18 protein-coding genes and 1 tRNA gene are annotated in these 22,353 nt (G+C 54.8%); 11 read left to right on the top strand and 8 right to left on the bottom strand.

All coding sequences use genetic code 11. From position 1 onward, the window contains the following. Positions 1–67 precede the first annotated feature (67 nt). Both RUDLU_RS0109660 and rpoN read right to left on the bottom strand, forming a co-directional pair. The gene (locus RUDLU_RS0109660) at positions 68–655 is read right to left on the bottom strand and encodes a hypothetical protein (RefSeq protein WP_027302918.1); all 588 of its coding nucleotides are present in this window, start codon (positions 653–655) and stop codon (positions 68–70) included. A gap of 133 nt (positions 656–788) precedes the next feature. Continuing rightward, a complete protein-coding gene (gene rpoN, locus RUDLU_RS0109655) occupies positions 789–2,243 on the bottom strand; it encodes an RNA polymerase factor sigma-54 (protein ID WP_019988173.1) in 1,455 nt (484 codons plus the stop codon). Positions 2,244–2,442: 199 nt separating this feature from the next. Between rpoN and RUDLU_RS0109650 the strand changes: the two genes are divergently transcribed. From RUDLU_RS0109650 to RUDLU_RS0109640, 3 genes are all read left to right on the top strand, one after another. After that, complete coding sequence (locus RUDLU_RS0109650) at positions 2,443–3,144, top strand: HAD family hydrolase (RefSeq protein WP_019988172.1); 702 nt, start codon at positions 2,443–2,445, stop codon at positions 3,142–3,144. Between the two features lie 116 nt (positions 3,145–3,260). Next, the gene (gene nadE, locus RUDLU_RS0109645) at positions 3,261–5,390 is read left to right on the top strand and encodes an NAD(+) synthase (protein WP_019988171.1); all 2,130 of its coding nucleotides are present in this window, start codon (positions 3,261–3,263) and stop codon (positions 5,388–5,390) included. 88 nt (positions 5,391–5,478) lie between these two features. Next, positions 5,479–6,342 carry a DMT family transporter gene (locus RUDLU_RS0109640; protein ID WP_019988170.1) on the top strand — a complete coding sequence of 288 codons (864 nt, stop codon included), beginning with the start codon at positions 5,479–5,481 and terminating at the stop codon, positions 6,340–6,342. A gap of 3 nt (positions 6,343–6,345) precedes the next feature. On the opposite strand, the gene RUDLU_RS0109635 is transcribed toward RUDLU_RS0109640, so the two are convergent. Then, entirely contained in the window at positions 6,346–7,074 is a 729-nt protein-coding gene (locus RUDLU_RS0109635) for an OmpA family protein (protein WP_019988169.1), read from the bottom strand. Positions 7,075–7,296: 222 nt separating this feature from the next. On the opposite strand from RUDLU_RS0109635, the gene RUDLU_RS0109630 reads away from it, so the two are divergent. The 3 genes from RUDLU_RS0109630 (at position 7,297) to RUDLU_RS0109620 (ending at position 11,396) form a co-directional block, all read left to right on the top strand. After that, the gene (locus RUDLU_RS0109630; protein ID WP_245581650.1) at positions 7,297–8,397 is read left to right on the top strand and encodes a hypothetical protein; all 1,101 of its coding nucleotides are present in this window, start codon (positions 7,297–7,299) and stop codon (positions 8,395–8,397) included. A gap of 274 nt (positions 8,398–8,671) precedes the next feature. Next, complete coding sequence (locus tag RUDLU_RS0109625) at positions 8,672–9,667, top strand: c-type cytochrome (RefSeq protein ID WP_019988167.1); 996 nt, start codon at positions 8,672–8,674, stop codon at positions 9,665–9,667. A gap of 181 nt (positions 9,668–9,848) precedes the next feature. Then, a complete protein-coding gene (locus tag RUDLU_RS0109620; RefSeq protein WP_245581649.1) occupies positions 9,849–11,396 on the top strand; it encodes a DUF4394 domain-containing protein in 1,548 nt (515 codons plus the stop codon). 95 nt (positions 11,397–11,491) lie between these two features. Here the strand turns inward: RUDLU_RS0109620 and RUDLU_RS0109615 are convergent, their stop codons facing one another. The 3 genes from RUDLU_RS0109615 to RUDLU_RS0109605 all read right to left on the bottom strand — a co-directional run bounded on the left by RUDLU_RS0109615 (position 11,492) and on the right by RUDLU_RS0109605 (position 14,075). After that, complete coding sequence (locus RUDLU_RS0109615; protein ID WP_019988165.1) at positions 11,492–11,893, bottom strand: response regulator; 402 nt, start codon at positions 11,891–11,893, stop codon at positions 11,492–11,494. 268 nt (positions 11,894–12,161) lie between these two features. Beyond that, the gene (locus RUDLU_RS0109610) at positions 12,162–13,088 is read right to left on the bottom strand and encodes a ChaN family lipoprotein (protein ID WP_425414114.1); all 927 of its coding nucleotides are present in this window, start codon (positions 13,086–13,088) and stop codon (positions 12,162–12,164) included. A 222-nt stretch (positions 13,089–13,310) separates the two neighbouring features. Then, positions 13,311–14,075 carry a 3-keto-disaccharide hydrolase gene (locus RUDLU_RS0109605; protein WP_019988163.1) on the bottom strand — a complete coding sequence of 255 codons (765 nt, stop codon included), beginning with the start codon at positions 14,073–14,075 and terminating at the stop codon, positions 13,311–13,313. 148 nt (positions 14,076–14,223) lie between these two features. On the opposite strand from RUDLU_RS0109605, the gene RUDLU_RS0109600 reads away from it, so the two are divergent. From RUDLU_RS0109600 to RUDLU_RS0109580, 5 genes are all read left to right on the top strand, one after another. Next, positions 14,224–16,107, top strand: a complete 1,884-nt coding sequence (locus RUDLU_RS0109600; RefSeq protein WP_019988162.1) for a 3-keto-alpha-glucoside-1,2-lyase-like domain-containing protein — start codon at positions 14,224–14,226, stop codon at positions 16,105–16,107. Between the two features lie 6 nt (positions 16,108–16,113). Further along, positions 16,114–18,102 (top strand): c-type cytochrome, encoded by a 1,989-nt coding sequence (locus RUDLU_RS0109595; protein WP_019988161.1) that lies wholly within the window; start codon positions 16,114–16,116, stop codon positions 18,100–18,102. A gap of 156 nt (positions 18,103–18,258) precedes the next feature. Continuing rightward, positions 18,259–18,334 (top strand) — tRNA-His (locus RUDLU_RS0109590). Between the two features lie 134 nt (positions 18,335–18,468). Further along, complete coding sequence (locus RUDLU_RS0109585) at positions 18,469–19,071, top strand: carotenoid biosynthesis protein (protein WP_019988160.1); 603 nt, start codon at positions 18,469–18,471, stop codon at positions 19,069–19,071. Positions 19,072–19,267: 196 nt separating this feature from the next. Next, on the top strand, positions 19,268–20,146 hold the full coding sequence (locus RUDLU_RS0109580; protein ID WP_019988159.1) for a MerR family transcriptional regulator: 879 nt from the start codon (positions 19,268–19,270) through the stop codon (positions 20,144–20,146). A gap of 57 nt (positions 20,147–20,203) precedes the next feature. Here RUDLU_RS0109580 and RUDLU_RS0109575 read toward each other — a convergent pair whose 3' ends face one another. Both RUDLU_RS0109575 and RUDLU_RS0109570 read right to left on the bottom strand, forming a co-directional pair. Further along, entirely contained in the window at positions 20,204–21,151 is a 948-nt protein-coding gene (locus RUDLU_RS0109575; RefSeq protein WP_019988158.1) for a D-2-hydroxyacid dehydrogenase, read from the bottom strand. Positions 21,152–21,163: 12 nt separating this feature from the next. Then, positions 21,164–22,342: an acyltransferase family protein gene (locus RUDLU_RS0109570; RefSeq protein ID WP_019988157.1), complete on the bottom strand. Its 1,179-nt coding sequence runs from the start codon at positions 22,340–22,342 to the stop codon at positions 21,164–21,166. Between the last annotated feature and the right edge of the window lie 11 nt (positions 22,343–22,353).

Raw genomic sequence — 22,353 nt, 5'->3', positions numbered from 1 at the left:
CAAGCATACGATTTTTGGCGCAATAAAAAAAGCGAGCCAAAGCCCGCTTGTTTTCGGAGAGGGTACCTCAGAAAAGGAACAGGACCGTCAGGGCGCTAACCAAAAGGCCCAACATAAAGCCCGCACCGACCTGGGCAGGTGTGTGGGCATTGAGGTGGAGCCGGGCACTCAAAATCAACCCGGCGAGGCCTGTAAGCAGGGCCAGAAATAGAATGAGGTCGGTTTCGCCGAATTTGACTGTTACGGCCATGAGCGTACCCAGTACCCCACCAATACCAACCCCGTGGGCGCTGATTTTCCAGTATAGCGAAATGATGCCAACCAGCAACATAGACAGCGTAATGCTACTCAGAATGACGGCAATTTCCGGCGCGGTATCGGAGATGAGCTGCATCTGAAACGCAAACATAAACGTGACCCCCGCGTACACCAGGGCGGTGAGCAGGTAGGGGAGCCGCCGGTCGAGCCGGTTGTCGAGGTGCAGACTGGGGATATACCCACCCCGGAGCAAAAACAGGATCACGATGGTCGGGACGCCAAACGTACCCACCGCAATGAGCATGAGCAGGCTCCCGCGCAGGGTCGTCGAAAAGGAGTCGAGACCCAGCACACCGGGTGTCTGAAAAAAGAGAATGCCGAACAGGATTGTCGGCATTAGCAATGGGTGAAACAATGCCGAAAGCGTTCGGGCCAGTTTGTCGTTCACAGAGATAAAGTGACCACGTTGGCGGTCAGGTTGTATTTCAGGGGCAAAGTTACGTCCGAAAGGGGTTTGTTGCACCCCTTCGTTATAATTGCTTGCGTAAACGGGCTACCGGGATATTCAGTTGCTCGCGGTATTTGGCTACTGTTCGGCGGGCAATGTTGTAGCCCCTGTCGTTGAGCATCTTTTCGAGTTTATCGTCGGAGAGTGGGTTCAGCTTCGGCTCGTTGTCGATCAGCTCTTTCAGAATGTTTTTCACTTCACGGCTGCTGACATCCTCGCCCGAATCAGTCGAGATACCTTCAGAGAAGAAGTATTTGAGCGGATAGATCCCAAACTCGGTTTGCACCGACTTACTATTGGCCACCCGCGATACCGTCGACACATCCATGTCGATCATCGTGGCAATGTCTTTCAGGATCATGGGCCGGAGCTTCGACTCGTCGCCGGTCAGGAAAAAATCGTACTGAAACTTCACGATGGCGTTCATGGTCTTTAGCAGGGTTTGCTGCCGCTGCTTGATGGCGTCGATAAACCATTTGGCGGCATCGAGCCGTTGTTTCACAAACGTAACCGTTTCTTTCAGGGCCTTATTGGTTTTGGTGCTCTTATCGTAGGTGTCGAGCATCTCGGCAAAAGACCGGCTTATTCGTAGTTCTGGGGCATTCTTTGAATTTAAGGTGAGTTCGAGTTTACCGCCGTTGTTAGTCAGAATAAAATCAGGAATCAGATACTGGGCTGTCCCTTCTCCACCTTCTACCGAACCGGGTTTGGGGTTCAGCTTGGTGATAATGGTGATTACTTTCTTGAGTGATTCGTCGGAGATGTTGAGCCGACGCTGAATCTTTTCGTAGTGTTTCTTTGAGAACTCTTCGAAAAACTCGTCGATGATCCGAATCGCCAGCCCGACACAAGGGTCTGATTGGTCTTTCCGTTGCAGTTGCAGAATCAGGCATTCCTGGAGCGTACGGGCGGCAATACCGGGCGGATCGAAGGTCTGAATCAGCGCAAGCACCTCTTCGAGCTCGTCGACATCCGTAAACACCCCCTGTGTAAAGGCCAGGTCATTGACAATAGCCTGCATGGAACGCCGGATATAGCCGTCGCTCTCGATACTGCCCAATAACTGAAGCCCAATCGTGCGTTGCTCGTTGGAAAGGCGCAGATAGCCAAACTGTTGCATGAGCGAATCCATCAGGCTCGACATACTGGCCAATGGCGACTCCCGCTCTTCTTCGGCGTAGTTGCCGTCGCCCTGCATCTTGTAGCCATTGTAGTCGTCGCTGCTCAGATACCCGTCAATGTCGAGATCATCGTCGTGCGTACGCGCGTCGTCGCCGTATTCGTCGCCATACGGATCGTCGTCATTATTCGGCTCATCATAGTCATCCATGCCCTCTTCCAGGGCCGGATTGATTTCCAGCTCTTCTTCAATGCGCGTGTCGAGCTCAGCTGTAGGAATCTGCAACAGCTTGATAAACTGAATCTGTTGTGGAGACAGTTTTTGCTGAAGCGATTGATTTAAGCTTAACTTCTGCATGATACAATCAGGTAAATGTTTAGGGTACGTTGAGCAGAAGAGGCTGAGCCAAGCCCCTCACAATTATCAGACCAATTTTAGTGGTTTTTTGTTTGTTGGCAATAAAAAAAATAGAAACATCGGTTATTTAATCTGTTACTCTACCAAACGGGTTCATTTTGCTTACTCGATTATCTAAAATGTGGTCATTTAATTTGATATGATGGTATCTAACGGCTTGTTGGGCGAGTACGAGGTTATTCTGTTCGATCTGATGGACACGCTGATGTTTGGCGGGAACCGGTTTTCGGCCGACGAAGATTACGCGTACACCTACGCACAGCTGGGTGGGCATTTATACTCAGATGAATTTGTGCAGTCGCTTATTCAGGCGGTGTACGAGCGGATGCGAGCTGATTACAACCATCCTGGCTGTTACACCAACTTCCCGGCGGCCTCTGTGTATATTAGGCAGTTACTGACAGAACAGCAGGCATCGGCCGCCGACGCCGACCGGTTGGCGCAGGTGTTTGCTCTCCATGAGCTGGGGCACATACCCGACGGGCATGTGGCTACTTTAGATGCACTCAGTCAGACGCACCGGCTGGGGCTGGTGAGCAACCTGTGGGCCGGAGCCGATTTGTTCCGGCGGGTGTTTCGGGAGGTGGGTATTCATCACTTGTTTGAGGTACTCGTGTTTTCGTCCGATCATGCCTGCATCAAACCCTCGCCCCGCTTGTTTCGGGTAGCCCTCGACCAACTGGCCGTGGAGCCCCGGCGGATTCTGTTTGTAGGCGATGATGCCGATCGTGACGTGGCTGCGGCCCGGGCGCTGGGCATGGGTACCGTTTGGGTAACTGAGGCCGAACAGGAACCGGGCCCCGGTCGTTGTATCCGAAGCGTGGTCGAATTGGTCAGGTAGCCGCCCGCTCGTTTCGCAAAATCTATTTTTGCCCCATCTTTGTTACTCAGATATAGACAGCCAACTGGCCGGGCAAACCGATCGGTCCGGCTTGTTGCGCACTTGCTCCCGAATCAATGAAACTCCTGAAAGTTGCCGCTGGCGTACTGAATCAGACGCCCCTTGCCTGGGATTCCAACCGTCAACATATACTATCGGCCATCGAAGCGGCCCGGCAGCAGGAGGTAAGCCTGCTGGTTTTGCCCGAACTCTGTATTTCGGGGTACAACTGCGACGATATGTTTTTTGCCCAGAACACCATCGATCAGTCGATTGCGTCGTTGCTGGAGATTGTGGAGCACACGGCCGACATCGTGGTGTCGGTGGGGTTGCCGCTACGGCATAACAACCGCACCTACAACACGGCCTGCCTCATTGCCAACAAGCGGATTTTGGGCTTTGCGGTGAAGCAGTATCTGCCCCAAAACGGGATTCACTACGAGCCACGCTGGTTTCAGCCGTGGTCGGCTTTTGTGCGCGACGAGATTAAGATCAGCGGTCCGTCGCACGGCGGTCCGTCGCATGGGGAGTTCAGCTACCCGTTTGGCGATCTGGTATTCGAGCTGTCGGGCGGGCCGGTTGGGCCGGTGCGGATCGGGTTTGAGATCTGCGAAGATGCCTGGATTGCCAACCGGCCCGGCCGGTCGTTGTACGAGCGGGGTGTCGATGTGGTTCTGAACCCATCGGCCAGCCATTTTTCGTTCAACAAATCCGTCACCCGCGAGCGGCTTGTGGTTGATGCCTCGCGGTCGTTTGGGGTGAGTTATATCTACACCAATCTGCTGGGCAACGAAGCTGGCCGGGCCATTTACGATGGCGATGCTATGGTGGCCTCGAACGGGTCGTTGCTGGTATCGGGGCCGCGGCTGAGCTACGAAGATTATCTGATTGTTCCCGCCGTTATCGACGTCGATCTGACGCGTCTGAATCAGGTGCAGAACCGGGGAAATCTGGCGTTGGCGTACCCTAATCTTCGGGTAGCCGAGCGGTTCGACTGGCCCGATGTAACGCCCGTGAAACCCTACGTGGCCGAGCTGGAGTCGTGGGAGCGGGGCGGATACATCCGCGAGGAGGAGTTTGCCCGTGCCGTAGCCCTGGGGCTGTTTGATTACCTGCGCAAAAGCCGGTCGCAGGGGTATGTGCTCAGTCTGTCGGGCGGGGCCGATTCGTCAGCGATTGCGGCTACCGTGTACCTGATGATTCGGATGGCGGTCGAGAACATTGGCCTCGACGGCGTGAAGCAAAAGCTGGGTTATATCAAAGCGCTTCAGGATTGCCAAACAGCCGAGGAGATGGTCGGGAAGTTGCTGACTGTGATGTATCAGGGCACCGAAAACTCGTCGGACGATACGTTTAATTCGGCCAAAGAGCTGGCCGAGAGCCTTGGCGCCAAGTTTTTAACTATCAATATCAACGGACTGGTTGAAACGTACCGGGGGTTGATCGAAGCGCAGTTGGGCCGTCAGCTCTCGTGGGAAACCGACGATCTGGCCCTGCAAAATATTCAGGCGCGGGTGCGGGCTCCGTCGATCTGGATGCTGGCTAACATCAATAACGCCTTGCTGCTGAGTACTTCGAACCGATCTGAAGCGGCCGTGGGCTACGCGACGATGGACGGCGACACGGCGGGGAGCATTTCGCCCATTACGGGTATTGATAAGCATTTTCTGCGCGGTTGGCTGCGCTGGCTCGAAAACGTGGGGTTGAACATTGCCTCCACGCCATCGCCCGACCGGGGCGACGGGCCGTCGGCTATCAAACTGCCGGGCCTGCACCGGGTGAACAACCTGCAGCCAACTGCCGAACTGCGTCCGCTCGACAAAAAACAGACCGACGAAGACGATCTGATGCCGTATGAGGTGCTCAACACGATTGAACAGCTGGCTATTCGGGATAAGCAAACCCCGCTCGATATTCTGAAAGCCCTCCAGCCGATTTATGCCGAGACCTACGGGTTCGACAAGCTGCTGCTCTGGACGGAGCGGTTCTTTAAACTCTGGAGCCGCAACCAATGGAAGCGGGAGCGGTACGCACCCTCGTTCCATCTCGACGATTACAGTCTGGACCCGCGCACCTGGATGCGGTTCCCGATTCTGTCGGGTGGGTTTGAAAAAGAACTGGCCGAGATGAAGGAGTGGGCCACGTCGAAAGGGGGCGCGTCGCCGATTCGGAAAGCCCACGGCGGCCGGGGCCGCATTGGGTTCTGATGATATGAGCAACTCACATCAGACAGAATCTTCCGTTTCGGGTCATGCATCAGACCCGAATAGCCATTCGCAGACTGCATCGGGCGGAATGATAGGCAGTGGGGCTATTCCCGGCCTGTTGTTTGCCGCGTTTTGGGCGTCGGCGTCGGTGGCTACCAAGTTCGGGGTTCAGTCGGCGCATCCGTTCTGGCTGGCTACCATTCGGTTTATGATTGCCGGGGGCGGTATGCTCCTGTTTGCGTACGGAATTGGGCGCCGGAATCCACTACCCAACCGGGTAGAGTGGCAGCGTCTGACGATTTTCGCGTTTCTGAACACCACCGTTTATCTGGGGCTGTACGTGCTGGCCATGCGCGAAGTGTCGGCTGGTATCGGGAGTCTGGGCGTGGCTACCAATCCTCTGTTTATCACGCTCATGTCGGCGGTGTGGTTGCGCCGACCGCTACGCTGGTACGAGGGGGCCGGTATTGCGCTGGGACTGCTTGGTGTAACGGTGGCTACGTATCCGCTTCTTGAAGACGCCCACGCCACTGTGCGCGGGTTGCTTATTCTGATGACGGGTATGGTCTCTGTGTCGGCCGCTACGGTGTACTACGCCCGGTTCGACTGGCGGTTGCCCCCAATTGTGATCAATGGCTGGCAGGTGCTCATTGGCGGACTCTTATTATTGCCTGTAACGCTGCTGGTGGCCGATTTTCAACCCGACCGTTTCGATCGGACCTTCTGGGCATCGGTATTCTGGCTGGTGTTGCCCGTGTCGGTTGTGGCCCTGCAACTTTGGTTTTACCTGGTGCGGCAAGATGCCGTACGGGCCTCGCTGTGGTTGTTTCTGTGCCCTATTTTCGGTTTTGCGTACTCGGCCGTACTCACGGGCGAGCCCATTACCCTGTTTACACTGGTGGGTACAGCCTTAGTGCTGGCCGGGCTCTGGCTGGCCCGGAAAAAAAAGTAAGCCTTATGGGTTGGGAAGAACCGTGAGTTCGACCCGTTTATTACGGGCGCGGTTCTGGGGTGAGAGTGGCCCCGGCAGCGGGCGTGTACCGCCATACGCTTTCACCACCATGCGTTCAGGGTCGATACCCGACCCAATCAGAAATGCCCGGACAGCCTCGGCCCGGTCGAGAGCGAGGATGCGATTTAGGGCAATGTCGCCGACGGTATCGGTATGCCCGGCTACTTCGATTCGAACGCCCGGATTGGCCTTTAGCTGCGTGGCCAGTAACCGAAGCGCCCGAGCGGCCTCAGGCAGCAGATCGGCCCGGCGCGGAGCAAACGTCAGGGTAGGCAATACAGTGGGCATCGACGCGGTTGGTCGGGACGCCGAACCCGGTTCCAGCCGGATTTCTTTGCCATAAATGCGGTCGGCGCGTTGGTCCGAAAACGCCAGTTTCTCTTCCAGATCCTTATACCCGTTGGCGCGGGTCACAATCGAGTATGTACGTGCCGGGTCGAGCGTGAGCCTAAAGGTTCCGTCGGGCCGGGTGCTTCCGTTCGAAAACACGGTACGTTCGGGCAGTACAATCGCTTCAATGCTGGCACCCGCAATGGGTTGGCGCGTGTGAGCACTCACCACCGTTCCGTCGAACGTAGCGAGGGGCCGGGGCTGATTTTGCCCGTTGACAACGCTCGTCCAAAGTAGCCAGAAACAGCCCGTAAACACGCGTAAAGTATGTTGTGTCGCCATCAAAATGACAACGGAATCTGTCGGGTAAATAGTTTGAAAAGTGGCCTAAAATGCCTAATTTAAAGACGTATAGCCGAGGGTGTTTTGGTGTCTGAAAATACTTCATAAGTACTTGTTTGTCAGTATCTTGTAAGTGTGTTTTGCGGTGCTGAAATGGAACGTCAAAGAAGGCTATATTGTTAGTAGAGTATAATGCAGAAGAACAACGCGACAACAGATACAATGAACAAGCAAACAGTATTTTTGACCACGCAGACAGGGGGGGCTTTGCCCATCTCCGACGCTTCGGCAGCGGGCCGTCAGGAGGGTTTGCCGCTCGATGAAAACTGGCGTAAGCGAATTGCTACCCAATCTATTCCGGCGCAGGTGTTCCTGAATCACTTCTTTGCCATGGACTACCATATTCAGCATCAGAACGACCTGGACGACTTGGCCCGTTTCCCGATTTTTATCGATTTTAAGGGGGGCGTGTCGGAAGAAGGGCGCAAGTCGCTCGAAAAGCTGTTGCTCAACAGTTGGAGTGCCGAGTACGCCCTGCGTATCACGCCCGTAGTGAGTGCTGGGTCGGCAGGGGCGGAGGAGTATCTGCAAAGCTCGCTGCACTGGACTTTCCCGCAGGCGTACTACAGCATTCTGTTTAGTGCCCGGGCGTTTCTGGCCGTGCAGGGGATTCAAGTGAGTAACGAAGAGCTGATTCGGAAGCGGATTGGCAACATGGTGGTGCGCGGCTATTACCCGGCCTCGGTTGGGTACTATGCACTCGGGCCACTCAATAACTACAGCATCCGTCGCCTGCCCATGGCCAAATTTAAGCCTGACTTGGGCTTACCCTCGCGGGCTGGGGCCGCACAGGCCGAGTTGGGTCAGTTTTTGAAAACTACGCGCGATGGGCGGATCAAAGCGCTGCGCAATGCGATTCAGAATAACCCCAAAACAGCCTTGCGAAGCCCGCGCACGGGTGAGGTGTTGCAGAAGTTTGGGGTGGAACAGTACAAAACGCTGGCCCGACAGATTGGCTACACCACGTATTTCGATATGCTGAGCCGCCTGCGGATTTCGTCGAATAACCGGGAGATTGAGCGGTTTGTTGATTCGGAGATTGATGTACGGCTGTTTCACCAGAGTCTGGTCAACATTGTGTCGCACGTCAACGCCATTCATGAGGCTTACATTGCCAAGGCGCTGGGGCTCGATGGGTTCCGCCAACTGGTTGCCAAGTTACCGACGTACCTGCAGGAGGGTTTTCTGCGCGACCGGATACAGGCCGTCATCGAACCCATGTTTGGTGTCAACGGTGGGTCTGAACTAACGGTGGCTGCTTAATCGTGACTGTATTCTCAGTGCTGGACATTCGGACTTCAGACACTAGACGTTAGACTTACTACTATTCTGTAGGGAGGTCTAACGTCTAGTATCTAACACCTAATGTCCAGTACTGAAATCTTTATCGGTACATTAAAATTAGGTGCTTGAAAGCCAGCTTTTTACAAGGCTGGTTCTTTTGTCGACCGAAAACTAAACTCTGGCAGGAGCCATACCAATTGGGTGCTTTGGAATGTGTAACGTTGCTGAACTTTTCCTTTAACCACGTTACAACATGAAAAAAGCAGGACGTATCATCGCGATTGTACTGGGTGTGCTGGTACTCTTCGTAGGAGCCGGTTTGGCGTATGTGAAGCTGGCTCTCCCCAATGTTGGCCCTCCACCTGAAATCACCATCCGGGCCGACTCAGCGCAGATTGCCCACGGCAAATATCTGGCGCATCACGTAGCTCTTTGTATGGATTGCCACTCTACCCGCGACTGGACCAAACTTGCCGGACCCATGGTAGCCGGCACCAACGGTAAAGGGGGCGAGGGCTTTTTGCGTACTATGGGTTTCCCCGGCGATTTTTACGCGCCCAACATCACCCCGGCCCGCCTGAAAGAGTGGACGGATGGCGAAATTTTTCGGGCGGTGACTACGGGTGTGAGCCGCGACGGCCGGGCCCTGTTTCCGGTGATGCCGTACCAAAACTACGCCAAAATGGACCCGCAGGATATTCGCGACATCATCGCTTATGTCCGCACGCTCGCGCCTATCGAAAATCAGGTGCCTGCTCCGGATCCTGATTTTCCGATGAACTTCATTATGCACACCATTCCGGCTAAAGCGGAGGGTGGCCAACGACCGCAACCCACCGATGAGCTGGCTTATGGCAAGTACCTGACCACAATGGCGAGCTGTGGCGACTGCCACACACCCGTCGACGATAAGGCGCAACCCTTGCCGGGGATGGAGATGGCGGGTGGCCGTGAGTTTCCGATGCCTACGGGTACGGTGCGGTCTATGAATCTAACCCCCGACGAGACGGGTATCAAAGCCCTGACGAAAGAGGCTTTTGTGGCCCGGTTCAAGGCGCACGACCATGCCGGGGCGGAAAACATCCAAGTAGGCGAGGATGAGTTTAACTCGCTCATGCCCTGGACCATGTACGCTGGTATGTCGGAGCAGGATCTGGGTGCTATCTACACGTATCTGGCTTCGCTCAAGCCGATCAAACACAAAGTTGAACGGTTTACGCCCCGGTCTAAACTGATGGCAAGCCGGTAAGCGAAAGCGTCTGAAGAAGAGACGTAAAGAGGCCAATTCGGTTCGGTGAATCGGGTTGGCTTTTTTTGTCTACGGTCGGTTTAACAAAAAAAAGACCTGCTCAAAAATCTAAGTAGACAGCGGCTGCGTATTAATGGTGTTTAATCTGCAATTAATCATCACCTCAAACCACGAATACGATATGCCTGCTTCTCTATTACAACGGCGTGTATGGGCACTACCCCTGCTGGCCGCCAGTATGCTGACAGTGTTCTCCTGCAACGCACCTCAGGAGCAAATGAAGCCCAGTTCGACCGGGTTTGATCAGGCTCGCTTGTCGGGCGATCTGATGTTTTACGCCCTGACCGATGGCAATCAGCTGCTCCAACTGTCGAGCGGTGCGCCCTCAACCCCGATGGCAACCATCAGCGTAACCGGTCTGATGCCCGGCGACCGTCTGGTATCTATCGACTTCCGTCCGGCGACCGGCCAACTCTACGCCGTGTCGAGTATGAGCCGCATGTACACCATAAACCCGATGACGGGTGCCGCACGGGCTATTGGTACTGCCCCGATGACACCCGCTATTGATGGCGACGGGGTCGGGCTTGATTTCAACCCAACCGTTGACCGGATTCGCCTGGTGACCAACAAAGGGCAGGATCTGCGACTAAACCCCGAAACGGGTGCCGTACAGGCAGTGGATGGCGTTATCAACGGCGCTCCCGGAGCGGCTATCTCGGGTGTTGCCTACACGAACAACTTTGCCGGGGCTACTACCACTACGCTGTTTACGATTGATCCGGTAAATGATAAGCTGTACCGGCAAGATCCGCCAAACAATGGTACCCAGGTTGAAATTGGACCACTGGGTGTTGATATTATTGGGTTGAGTGGTTTCGACATCAGCCCGGCTGGTGAGGCTATTGCAGCGCTTGGCCGTACGGGTTCTGGTTCTGAGTTGTATGAAATCAACCTCAGCACCGGTCAGGCGACTAAAGTGGGTAATCTGCCCAACATGAGTATTATCGGGTTGGCTATCCCAACGGCCCCGGTGGCGTATGCCGTGGATGGTTTGAACCGACTGATGATTTTTAACCCGCTTAACCCCGGTACGCCCATCGTGAAAATGCTGACCGGTCTGCAATCGGGCGAAATGCTCGTGGGCATCGACTTCCGGCCGGCCAATGGGCAGCTGTATGCTATCAGCAACCGCAGTCAGTTGTACACTATCAACACCTCAAACGGTGCGGCTACGGCTCTGGGCTCGCCTATCAGCCCGATGCTGACGAGTGTGGATGTAGGCTTTGACTTCAACCCGACCGTCGACCGGATTCGGGTGGTAACGAGTACGGGTCAAAATCTGCGGCTCAATCCTGACAACGGAGCCTTGGTGGCTGTAGATGGTAATTTGAGCCCAGGCATGCCAAATGCTACCGCAACGGCCTATACGAATAACTTCGCTGGGGCAACTACTACAGTAATGTACAACCTGGATTCGGGATCAGATATGCTTGTTCGGCAGGATCCCCCCAATGCCGGTGTGCAGGTCAACGTAGGGCCACTGGGCTGGAACATTGAAGGGGCTAACGGGTTCGATATCGGTGGTACGAGCAACACCGCCTATGCTCTGTTGCGGGCAGGTGTGGTTTCGGGCGTGTACCGGATCAACCTCATGACAGGGGCCGCTACGCCGGTTGTTTCGTTCCCGGCACCGGTACAGGCTATGGCGGTTGGCTTAGGCTTCTAATTCCTTCTGCTACAAACGCAGAGAGGGCGCCCAAACGGGTGCCCTCTCTGCGTTTGTGTGGGTTGAAACGCTATTTCCTGACAACAGGCACCCGATTAATCGGATAGCCAGGTGGTTTCGAGGTGTTGCGCCAGTTTGATGAGATCGGTGTAATCGCCGGGCTTGGTGATAAAGTCCGATGCGCCTGAAGCAAGCGCCTTAGCCCGCTCCTGTGCGTTGGATGAGGTGGTATAAATAATAATCGGGAGCGCGTCGAATCGCTTTTCCTGCCGCAACTGACTCAGGGTTTGAAGGCCGTTGAGCCGGGCCATGTTGAGGTCGAGCAGCATCAGCTCGGGTAAGCCATCCTGCGCGTTCAGGTACGGCAACACCTCATCTCCATCTGACAGAGTAACGACTTTAATGGCTGAATTGGTCTGCTGGAAAACATTACGGATGAGGAATTGGTCATCCGAGTCGTCATCCACGACAACAACCGTATTTTTCAATAATGTCATAATGTTACGGTAAGATGTTGCCAAAGATACAGCTTTTGGATTACCTCTCCATAATTTAGTCTATACGATAAGTAAAGCAATAGATAATCCAATTCGGTGTCGGTGAGGCTATTTAAAGCTACACAATTAGGTGTTTTAGTGTAGTACACGTGCTTCCAACGATAACCTTATTACCCGTATGAAGGTTCGTTGGTAGGTAGATGGTAGGTATAGTAAACCGGTGAGTTACTGCTGATTTGCACGTAAGCCGGTCGGGTGTTCTGTCCGTTCAGTATGTCTTGGTCATATCGGCCGGAATGACCAGAATAACATTTGCCAGGCCCGCTTTGTCGGAGGGGAGTTTGTCGATGGGGCTTAACTCAACCGACGAAATCGTGAAAATGCGCAGGTTGGGCCGTTGCTGACGCAGATACCAGCTGATTCCCTCAAAATTCTTGGAGTGGTAGTCGCCGTTGTAATGCAGTACGGTTTTGCCCTGCTGCCAGCTTTGGTTGATAAAATGGGCCATCGTAGCATCTTTGATCGCCTGTGCCCGGGCAAAATTGGCCGCTGCGTCAGACGGAGCTGCGGCCCCGTGTGGGTTGGTGCCGGTAGTCGGTGTGCCGTGGCCCGAACCGCCCATCATGTCGAGCATAGCCTTGTAGCCCGGCAGCGTCAGGTCGACGGTCAGCGGCAGCGGGGCCAGTAGTTGTTTGTTGGCGGCCGTGATGGTGTCGAGTGCCGCAAGACCCTGTCGCGCTACCAGACTGGCGTACCGGCGGGGGACATTCGTGGCTACAAACGGGATTTTGTTGGCGCGGGCAAAATCGACGAGGGGCCGGTAATCGGTGGGGTAGTTGGGCCACAATCGGGCCTGTTTGGCAAACTCTTTGTCGGTGGTGCGGCCCTGAGCGTAGTCGGAGAGAGCGGTTTGGATATCGGTTTCAAACATTTCACCACCCAGCACGAGCTGTTCTTTTTTGAGTGCGTACAGGTCTTTGGTGAGCTGGAGTTCGAGCCAGTGGCAAATGGGGTTGTTGTGTAGCTCGCCAAACAGGACCACGTCGGCCTCGGCCGCCTGTTTGAGCAGTTTGCTGTACGAAATAGCCTTACCCTGTTGGCTGTATAACTGGTAGGCCGGCCGGTCGAGGGAGGTCATGGCTGTCAGAAAGGCACAACCAATACAGAACAGCGTGAAAAAAAACGGCTTCTTCATGAGGTAAGGCAGTATCGGTTCAATGATTGAATGACGGTGCACCGTCATTCAATCTGTGGGATGTAGGACAAGTTTACTACGGCAGAGTTGCCAAAAAAGTTTTCCTGACCGCCCGGCGGCCCGGAGGATTACAGGATAAACAGTGGATTCTTAGGCCTAAAAAAATCCTGTTTATCCTGTAATCTTGTCAAAAAAGAAACTTGTCTTATACCCCAATCCAGGTTACAGCTCCCGGATCCAGATGTTGCGGAAAGCGGTTGGGTTACCGTGGTCTTGCAGGCGGATGGGGCCTTTGCCGTGGGCTTTCACGTCGGGGAAACCGATGTAGGGCGTGCCTCCGCGAATAGCCGTGTGGTTCTGCACCAATACGCCATTGAGCAGTACGGTAATGTAGCCGGGCTCCGACATCAGCCCTGATTTGCTGAACCGGGGGGCCTGGTAAATGATGTCGTAGGTTTGCCACTCGCCGGGCTTACGGCTTGGGTTGGCCATCGGAATCGCCTGCTTGTAGATAGAGCCTACCTGACCGTTTACGTAGGTTGGGTTCTCGTAGTTGTCGAGTACCTGCAACTCGTAGCGGTCCTGCATGAAGATACCACTGTTGCCCCGGCCTTGTCCTTTGCCTTCAACAACGGCGGGCGTCCGAAACTCAATGTGCAGTTGGTAGTCGCCAAACTCCTGCTTGGTCTGAACGTCGCCCGTGCCTTTGGCAACGATCATGGCTCCTTCAGCCAGGGTCCACTTAGGGGCCGATTTGTCTTTGGTCGACACCCAATTGTCGAAGTTTTTACCGTCGAAAAGCACAATGGCATCCGAGGGGGCGGTCAGGCCCGACGCGTTAGGCGAGCTTGTGCCCGGCGTTACGATTGGGGGAACGGGTTCCCAGATCTCCGACGACTCGGGGGTTTGCTTATTCGGTTGGAGCTGCCCGAAGGCGATGCTGGCCACGGCCAGATTTAGGAACAGAAACGAGGTTGTCTTTTTCATGGAGCAATTAATTCACTTATATAACTACTCAAAAATAACGGAGAAAGGCGGTTTTTACCCATGCAATCGGGTGCATCTGGCTGTAATCTGACCTATATGGCCAAAATGAGCTATCTTTAAGCTCCCAAATTCCCTTTTTGTTTACGGCATGAACCCTTTGTTCTCTCTGCCCCGGTTGTTGTTCAACGCCGGGCTACTAGCCCTGAGCGGATCGGTAATGGCCCAGCCGCCAGCCTCCCGCTCCGTATCCATTCCACTCACCGACCTAAGCGCCTTTCAGAAAACCTCGGCCAACTGGCGCATCGTAGGCGACGCTTCGGCCAGCCTGACGCAGGCCAACACTCTCAACACGCAGCCCGGAACGGGTGTGCTGGCCAATGTGCCACCGGCTAAGTTCGAAAATGGCCAGCCCTACAACATTCAGACGGTGCAGGAGTTTGGCGACATCGATCTGGAGCTCGACTACATGATGGCCAAAGGGTCGAACTCGGGCGTGTACCTGCAGGGCCGCTACGAGGTACAGCTACTCGATAGCTGGGGCGTTCGGATGCCGAAAGCCGGCGACAATGGCTCGATCTACGAACGCTGGGACGAGAGCCGCCCCGAGGGCAGCAAGGGCTACGAAGGCCACCCCGCCCGGCAAAACGCCAGCCGTGCGCCGGGTTTGTGGCAACACCTGAAAATTTCGTTTCAGGCCCCCCGCTTCGACGCGTCGGGTAAGAAAACCGAAAACGCAAAAATTGTCCGGCTGGAGCTCAACGGCGTGCTCATTCACGAAAACGTGAACCTGAGCGGCCCTACCCGTGGCCCCATTGCCAATAACGAAAAACCAACCGGTCCGCTCTTTATCCAGGGCGATCACGGTCCGGTGGCTTTCCGAAACATTCAGATTACAACCTATGGCCGCCCCCGTCCCGAACTGACCAACCTCACCTACGAGGTGTACAAGGGTAAGTTTGAGCAGGAGCCAGCCTACGGTAAACTGCCACCCGAAGCCAAAGGGCCCACGAGTGATCTGTCGCCGTTTGTGACCACACTAAACAACGAGTTTCTGGTGCGTTACACCGGTACGCTCAAGGTGCAGGAAGCGGGCGAATATCGGTTCAACCTCGGCGTGCCCGGGGGCGGTGGTGTGTTGCGCATCAACAACAAGCCCGTGATTGCCAAGGCCGACTGGCGCGGCAACGGCCGGGTAGAACTGCCCGCAGGTGAGATGCCGTTTGAGCTGATTTACAGCAAATTTGTGGATTGGGCCAAGCCAAGCATTGGTCTGGCTGTATCGGGACCGGGCATTCGGGAGTACTCGATTACAAGCCCCATTGCCGATGAAGAATCGACCGACCCGATTATCGTTGAAGCCCCGACCAACACCCTCCTCCGCTCGTTTATGGATCTGCCCGGCGTACCCGCTACGGGCCTGATGGGCCAGAACAACCGGGGTGCTTACCGGGTTACGCACGCCGTTTCGGTGGGTTCGCCGGAGCAGGTACACTACACCTACGATCTTGACAATGGCTCGGTCGTACAGGTATGGCGCGGCACGTTTCTCGACACCACGCCAATGTGGAACGACCGGGGCGATGGCTCGTCGCGCCCAACCGGGATGGTGCAGCGCTTTGGTCGCCCGGCCCTGATGCTGGCTCCGCTGGCTACCGATCAGGCGGCCTGGCCAACGGATACGACGGGTAGCCGGTTTCGGCCCAAAGGCTATATGCTCGACGATCAGGACCGGCCTACGTTCCGCTACACCTCGTTTGGCGCTACCGTGCAGGATCAGTTGCGCGTGCTCGATAATAGCCACGGTCTGCGCCGGGAGCTGACGGTACAAAATGCCGGTACTCCGCTGTATGCCCGGTTGGTGACGGGTAACGCCATTCGTCCGCTCGAAAATGGTCTGTACATGATCGACGGGCAGGTTTATGTGCGTATCGACAATGCCGAAGGTGCCGTGCCGGTAGTGCGCAGCAGCAACGGCAAGCAGGAACTCATTGTGCCGGTTAAATCAAAACTCACGTACTCTATTCTTTTTTAAGCAGCCATGAATCGTATTCAATCATATCTTTTGGGGCTTGGTCTGCTGGCGTCGGCAACGGTGCCGGTATTGGCGCAGGAATCGCCCAAAGAAGAGGACTTTTTCAAAATTGTGAAGGTATCGGCCCCCGAGGGTACCTTGCTCGAAGTGGGTGGCCTTACCGTATTGCCCAACGGTGATTTGGGTGTGGCTACGCGCCGGGGTGATGTCTGGATCGTTGAAAACCCAACGAGCCGGAAGCCTTATTTCCGCAAGTTTGCCACCGGTCTGCACGAGATTCTGGGTCTGGCCTACAAAAACGGGGCTCTCTACTGCGCGCAGCGGGGCGAACTGACCAAGATGGTCGATACGAACAAAGACGGGAAAGCCGATTTGTTCGAGACGGTCTATGCCTGGCCGTTGTCGGGTCACTACCACGAATACAGCTTTGGGCCTAAAATTGCGCCCGATGGTAGCTTCTTCGTGACGGGCAACGTGGCCTTTGGCGACGAAGAGTGGTGGCGGGGCGAAAGCCGTGTCCCCTGGCGTGGCTGGACCATGAAGATTTCAGAAGACGGTCGGCTGGAGCCCTGGGCAACCGGAATGCGCTCTCCGTGCGGTCTGGGGATGATCGACGGTGAGCTGTTTTATGCCGATAATCAGGGCGACTGGCACGGATCGGGCGGTATTATCCACGTAAACAAAGGAGCCTTTGCGGGTCACCCGGCCGGTCTGAAATGGACCAATATGCCTGGTTCACCGCTGCAATTGACTACCGAGCAACTGTACGCCCGGGTAGACCCACGCCAGAACAAAAATGATGCTGGTCGGTATATTAAGCCCGAAAACGTGGTCAACGAAACCCCCACGTTGCTGTACGAAGTAAAGAAAAACGTACCGCAGGTAAAACTGCCAGCGGTATGGTTGCCCCACGGTATTCTGGGGATTTCGAACTCGGAGATTCTGGAAATCCCGAAAGGTAATTTCGGTCCGTTTGAAGGCCAGCTGCTCGTGGGCGATCAAGGCATGAGCAAAATCTCGCGCGTGTTCATGGAAAAAGTGAACGGTGAATTTCAGGGCGCGGCTTTCGATTTCCGCAACGGCTTCCAGTCGGGCGTACTGCGCATGGCCTGGGCACCCGATGGCTCCCTGTTTGTGGGTGAAACCAACCGGGGCTGGGGTTCGGCTGGTACTGCCAACGAAGGCTTGCAGCGGTTAGTCTGGAACAACCGGGTACCGTTTGAAATGCGCGCCGTGCGGGCCATGCCCGACGGGTTTGAGGTAGAGTTTACCAAACCGGTTGATCGGGCTTCGGCCGAGGACCTGGCCTCGTACAAAGTAGAGAGCTTTATTTACAAGTATCAGCCGGTGTATGGTAGCCCCACCATCAATAAGGAAACCCACGGGCTAAAAGGCGTGAAAGTGTCGGCCGACGGGCTCAAGGCGCGTCTGATTGTGGATAACCTGCGTCAGAACTACATCCATCAGCTCACCATCGACGGTGTGCGCGCGGTGGAGGGTTCGCACTCGCTTGTACACCCCATTGCGTACTACACGCTGAACAACATTCCGGAAGGTAGCAAAATGGCCCTGACAGAAGCGAGCACGCGCAACTCGGCCACGGCACCGGCTAAGAAACCTGCAGCAGCACCGGCCACTAAAGCGGGTGTAAAAACAGGAGCCGCCAAGCCCGCTATCAAAGGTGCTACGGCGGCTGTTGCGGCCGCACCTACCTACGACGAGGTGAAGGGATTGCTGGCGCGGCACACCTGTCTGGCTTGCCACAACACCGAGAAGCGGCAGGTAGGACCAGCGTACCGGGCTGTGGCCAAGCGGGGTTATACCAACGATCAGATTGTAGACCTCATTTACAATCCGAAGCCGCAAAACTGGCCTGATTATGCTACCGAGATGCCGCCTATGCCGCAGGTTCCCAAAGCCGATGCGCAGAAAATAGCGGCCTGGATTAACTCGCTGGCACCAGCTGCCAATACCAAAGCCGCTGAAAAGCCATAAATAAACGGGAACACGGGTTGGAACATTCGAATGGACAAGAGCTGATTTAAAGGCAGATGCACTGAAAAATTAGTTTTGTTCACTCAATTTCTGAAATCCGTGTTCCCTTTTACTTGACAAACCCATTTGGCCGCCTTATCTTTGCACTCTCAAAACGGTGATTGTAGCTCAGTTGGTTAGAGCGTCGGATTGTGGTTCCGAAGGTCGCGGGTTCGAGCCCCGTCTTTCACCCTACCGAAAGCCCCTCGCAAGACGGGGCTTTTTTGTTGTATTTCATCCCAACTTTCCCCTTCGTCAGGCAGTTTAGTGGGTATGTTCACCGCCGTATCTGTTACCGATCAAACGCACCAACGCATTGTTACTGTCATGGCACTGGCTTATGCTGCCGGTGTAATTGGGCTTCAATTGCCCGCCCTGGTGCCTTTTTTTCAGCCACTTTCTCCCTTGAATCTGGTCGTTTCTCTCGCATTACTCTTGTTGTATCATACCGACTGGCGTCGGTCGTTTCTCTTTTTCGCTTTGCTGGCCATCTCGGTTGGCTACGGTATCGAAGTGGTAGGAGTGCATACCGGACGGGTGTTTGGCGAGTACGCGTACGGAGCTGGCCTGGGGCCGCACCTATGGGCTGTGCCACCCGTAATCGGGCTCAACTGGCTTATGCTGGTGTACTGTTGCGGCTCTGTTTGTAATCCGATCAGAATGCCCCGGCTGCTCAAGGCCGGCTTGGCGGCTTCCATGATGGTTGTGCTCGATTACTTTATCGAACCCGTAGCGGTTCAGCTCGATTTCTGGACCTGGTTTGGACAGCCGATCCCGTTGCAGAATTACGTAGCCTGGTGGTTGGTTTCCTTTGGCCTGTTTGCTGTCTGGTTTGCGTTGCCGTTCCGAAAGGAGAATCGGCTGGCTCCCTGGTTACTGGGGTTTCAGTTCCTGTTCTTCCTGGGACATAGTCTCTTATTTTGGATCTGATGGTAACAAATCGGCTTGTCTATAGGTTTTATTCATAAAAGCAAGCATGGGTAAAAATTTTTAGGTATATACGTTTTGGACACTCCATTCATAGCGGCTAAATTGTGCAACATTTTACATTTCACGTTTGTAGCTATACGTTCACTTGCTTTTTCTTTGAATTTTCAGCTGACTTCACGTCGTAATTGATACGCCCATGAGCAACTACTCAATAAAAGATTTAGAACAGCTCTCGGGTATCAAAGCGCACACGCTTCGAATCTGGGAACAGCGGTATAATATCATTTCGCCCAAGCGGACTGATACCAATATCCGCACGTACGACGATCAGGACCTGAAGCTTGTCCTGAATATTTCGCTGTTGAAGGATCATGGTTACAAGATCTCCGACATTTCTAAAATGTCGGTGGAAGAAATGTACCGCGAAGTGATCAAGATTTCGGATCGGCAATTGAACTACCCCGACCAAATCCACGCGCTAACGATCTCGATGATTGACCTCGACGAGGAGCGGTTTGAGAAAATCATTAGTACGAATATTCTACAGTTTGGTTTTGAGAACTCGATGATTCATATCATCTATCCGTTCCTGAGCCGGATTGGTACACTTTGGGTGACGGGCTCTATTGGCCCCGCACAGGAGCATTTTATCACGAACCTCATTCGCCAGAAAATCATCGTGGCCATCGACGGGCAGGTGAGCAAGCAGCGTCCCGATGGTAAAAAATATCTCCTGTTCTTGCCCGAAGGTGAGCTGCACGAAATCAGTCTGTTGTTTGCCAACTACATTATCCGGGCGCGCTACAACAAGGTGATTTACCTGGGTCAAACGCTGCCGTTCAACGAGCTGGTGTTCGCCTACAACGTGCACAAGCCCGATTATGTGTTTACAGCAATTACCTCGGTACCGTCGAACAGCGACGTGCAGCCGTTTGTGAACCGACTCATCGACACCTTCCCCGAAAGCCATATTTTGCTGACAGGCTATCAGGTGGTAGGTCAGGATATTGAGACCGGCGACCGGGCTACGATTATCAATAACATTGAAGACCTGATTCGGTTGGCGAGTACGTAAGTTCCTACAGGCCGAACCAACGAAAAACCCGCCCAACAGGCGGGTTTTTCGTTTTTATCAGTTCACCACGTTGGTGGGCGATCCGGCGGTAAAGGCGTTGATATTCTCGATAGTGAGCTGAAGCAACCGGCTGCGGGCTTCAAAACTGGCCCAGGCAATATGCGGAGTGATAATACAGTTTTGGGCCGTGAGTAATGGATTGTCGGCTGAGGGGGGCTCCACCGATAGTACGTCGATACCAGCCCCGGCCAAAACACTCGTGTTAAGGGCTTCGGCGAGGTCGGCCTCGTTGATAAGAGCACCCCGACTCGTGTTGATCAAAAACGCCGACGACTTCATCTGTTTCAGCAACCCGGCATTCACAAATCCTTTGTTTTCCGGTGTAGCCGGGCAGTGCAGCGAAACCACGTCGCTCTGGGCAAACAAGGTCGGAATATCAACGTACTGCACGCCGTCGCCCGCGTTGGGGTGGCGCTTGTTAACCAGGATGTTCATACCCATAGCGCGGCCAATATCGGCTACTTTCCGGCCAATATCCCCGTACCCGACAAGCCCCAGCGTTTTGCCCGCCAGTTCGATCAGCGGGCTTTTGGCGTATGAGAAATCAGGACAACGCACCCAGTCGCCAGCATGTACGCTGTCGTTATGGCGACCCACGTGCAAGGTCAGTTCGAAGAGCAGTGCAAAGGTGAGTTGCGCCACCGAATGGGTGCTGTAACCGCGTACGTTGGTTACGGTAATACCCAGCTCGCGGGCGGCCGCTACGTCAATAATATCGTAGCCGGTGGCTGTCACGCCAATGTAGCGCAGATTGGGTAACTGACTCAGCAGCTCGCGGTTCATCCGGATTTTGTTGACCAGAATCACATCGGCTTGGTGCGCCCGTTCGAGAAGTTGCTCCGGGGCGGTGCGGTCGTAGAGCTGCACGTTGCCCAATGCGTGGAGCGGTGCCCAGTCGAGGTCGCCGGGGTTGAGGGTGTAGGCATCCAGATAAACAATTGTCATCGGGGAGGAGAGTTATTTCAGGCCAAATAAAAGCCGCGTGATTCGGAAGGGGCGGATCAGGAACCAGTATAACCCCACCGATACCAGCAGCGATGCAAAGCTAATCACCAGAAAGCCATCGTAAACGCCTAAAGTAGTTTGCAACGCCCAATAACCGATCAAAACGATAACGGTTTGGTGCAGAATATAAAACGGATAAACGGCCTCGGTGAGGTGGGGCAGCACGGGGTGGTTGGTGTTCAGGTACCGATACCCGTAGGCCACCGTGGCCAGCACCGAAAACCACGTGAGCCCGAGCGAGTTGAAGCTGAACAAGGTGCGCAACAGGGCCGACTCTTCGAGCGTTTGCTCGCCTACATACGCCCGTGCCGTGTACAGAATAACCGTGCAGATGAGCGTAGCTACCCCGAAAATATGCCGGTCATTGGCGACCGTTTGCCAGAACGCCCGGCGGCTAATCAGGATAAAGCCGCCCCAGAACAAGAGCAGATTTTTCATGAAATAAGCCCAGTCGTCAATCAGGGCGTGCGTTTCGTCGGGGAAGAGGCCCCCCAGCGCCAGATCGTTGAGTAGCAGCGGTACAACGCCCCACAGGGCTCCGCCGGGCCGGGCAATGAGCCGCCCTACCCAGTCGGTGAAGCGTTGGCCACCCTCGGTTTTCAACCACCGGAAAAACGGAATACTCACCACCGAATACAGAAACAGGTACGCAATAAACCACAGATGATGCCAGCTGAAGGCGCCCCCTGTTCCACCATCTTCGTAAGGCTGAAACCCGAATACCTGGGGGTAAAAGTCGGTGTAGCTCCCGCTGAATCGCTGCCGAAACAACCACTCGATGTAAATCTGCGGGGGCACAATCACAAACATGCCGAAGACAAGCGGGATAAACAGTCGGCGGAAGCGCTCGCCAGCGTATGCTCCGTACGACCGGCGTTGCAGGGCGAAAAAGGTGCCCGCGCCCGAGATAAAAAAGAGTAGGGGCATACGCCAGCGGTGCAGCCAGCGCATTACTTCTTCCATGGGCTCGCTATGGGCACTGCTCTTGATGTGCCAGCCCCACGACACGTAAATCATGCCGGTATGATAAAACAGCAGGATTACGATGGCAATGATACGGAGCCAGTCGAGGTCGTATCGGCGGGTGGGGGCGAGGGTTTCGCGGGGCGGGGCTTGTACGTCGGGTTGCATAAACGTTTGTC

Source organism: Rudanella lutea DSM 19387, assembly GCF_000383955.1.
GTDB lineage: Bacteria > Bacteroidota > Bacteroidia > Cytophagales > Spirosomataceae > Rudanella > Rudanella lutea.
This window is presented reverse-complemented; position numbering and strand designations above follow the sequence as displayed.

What these genes read in the sequence shown, in the direction of transcription:
- nadE (WP_019988171.1), top strand. Translation starts at nt 3,261, where the DNA reads ATGAAACTCCTGAAAGTTGCCGCTGGCGTACTGAATCAGACGCCCCTT.
- RUDLU_RS0109620 (WP_245581649.1), top strand. Translation starts at nt 9,849, where the DNA reads ATGCCTGCTTCTCTATTACAACGGCGTGTATGGGCACTACCCCTGCTG.
- RUDLU_RS0109600 (WP_019988162.1), top strand. Translation starts at nt 14,224, where the DNA reads ATGAACCCTTTGTTCTCTCTGCCCCGGTTGTTGTTCAACGCCGGGCTA.
- RUDLU_RS0109640 (WP_019988170.1), top strand. Translation starts at nt 5,479, where the DNA reads ATGATAGGCAGTGGGGCTATTCCCGGCCTGTTGTTTGCCGCGTTTTGG.
- RUDLU_RS0109595 (WP_019988161.1), top strand. Translation starts at nt 16,114, where the DNA reads ATGAATCGTATTCAATCATATCTTTTGGGGCTTGGTCTGCTGGCGTCG.
- RUDLU_RS0109580 (WP_019988159.1), top strand. Translation starts at nt 19,268, where the DNA reads ATGAGCAACTACTCAATAAAAGATTTAGAACAGCTCTCGGGTATCAAA.
- RUDLU_RS0109635 (WP_019988169.1), bottom strand. Translation starts at nt 7,074, where the DNA reads ATGGCGACACAACATACTTTACGCGTGTTTACGGGCTGTTTCTGGCTA.
- RUDLU_RS0109605 (WP_019988163.1), bottom strand. Translation starts at nt 14,075, where the DNA reads ATGAAAAAGACAACCTCGTTTCTGTTCCTAAATCTGGCCGTGGCCAGC.
- RUDLU_RS0109660 (WP_027302918.1), bottom strand. Translation starts at nt 655, where the DNA reads ATGCCGACAATCCTGTTCGGCATTCTCTTTTTTCAGACACCCGGTGTG.
- RUDLU_RS0109610 (WP_425414114.1), bottom strand. Translation starts at nt 13,088, where the DNA reads ATGAAGAAGCCGTTTTTTTTCACGCTGTTCTGTATTGGTTGTGCCTTT.
- RUDLU_RS0109630 (WP_245581650.1), top strand. Translation starts at nt 7,297, where the DNA reads ATGAACAAGCAAACAGTATTTTTGACCACGCAGACAGGGGGGGCTTTG.
- RUDLU_RS0109585 (WP_019988160.1), top strand. Translation starts at nt 18,469, where the DNA reads ATGGCACTGGCTTATGCTGCCGGTGTAATTGGGCTTCAATTGCCCGCC.
- RUDLU_RS0109615 (WP_019988165.1), bottom strand. Translation starts at nt 11,893, where the DNA reads ATGACATTATTGAAAAATACGGTTGTTGTCGTGGATGACGACTCGGAT.
- RUDLU_RS0109625 (WP_019988167.1), top strand. Translation starts at nt 8,672, where the DNA reads ATGAAAAAAGCAGGACGTATCATCGCGATTGTACTGGGTGTGCTGGTA.
- RUDLU_RS0109650 (WP_019988172.1), top strand. Translation starts at nt 2,443, where the DNA reads ATGATGGTATCTAACGGCTTGTTGGGCGAGTACGAGGTTATTCTGTTC.
- RUDLU_RS0109575 (WP_019988158.1), bottom strand. Translation starts at nt 21,151, where the DNA reads ATGACAATTGTTTATCTGGATGCCTACACCCTCAACCCCGGCGACCTC.
- rpoN (WP_019988173.1), bottom strand. Translation starts at nt 2,243, where the DNA reads ATGCAGAAGTTAAGCTTAAATCAATCGCTTCAGCAAAAACTGTCTCCA.
- RUDLU_RS0109570 (WP_019988157.1), bottom strand. Translation starts at nt 22,342, where the DNA reads ATGCAACCCGACGTACAAGCCCCGCCCCGCGAAACCCTCGCCCCCACC.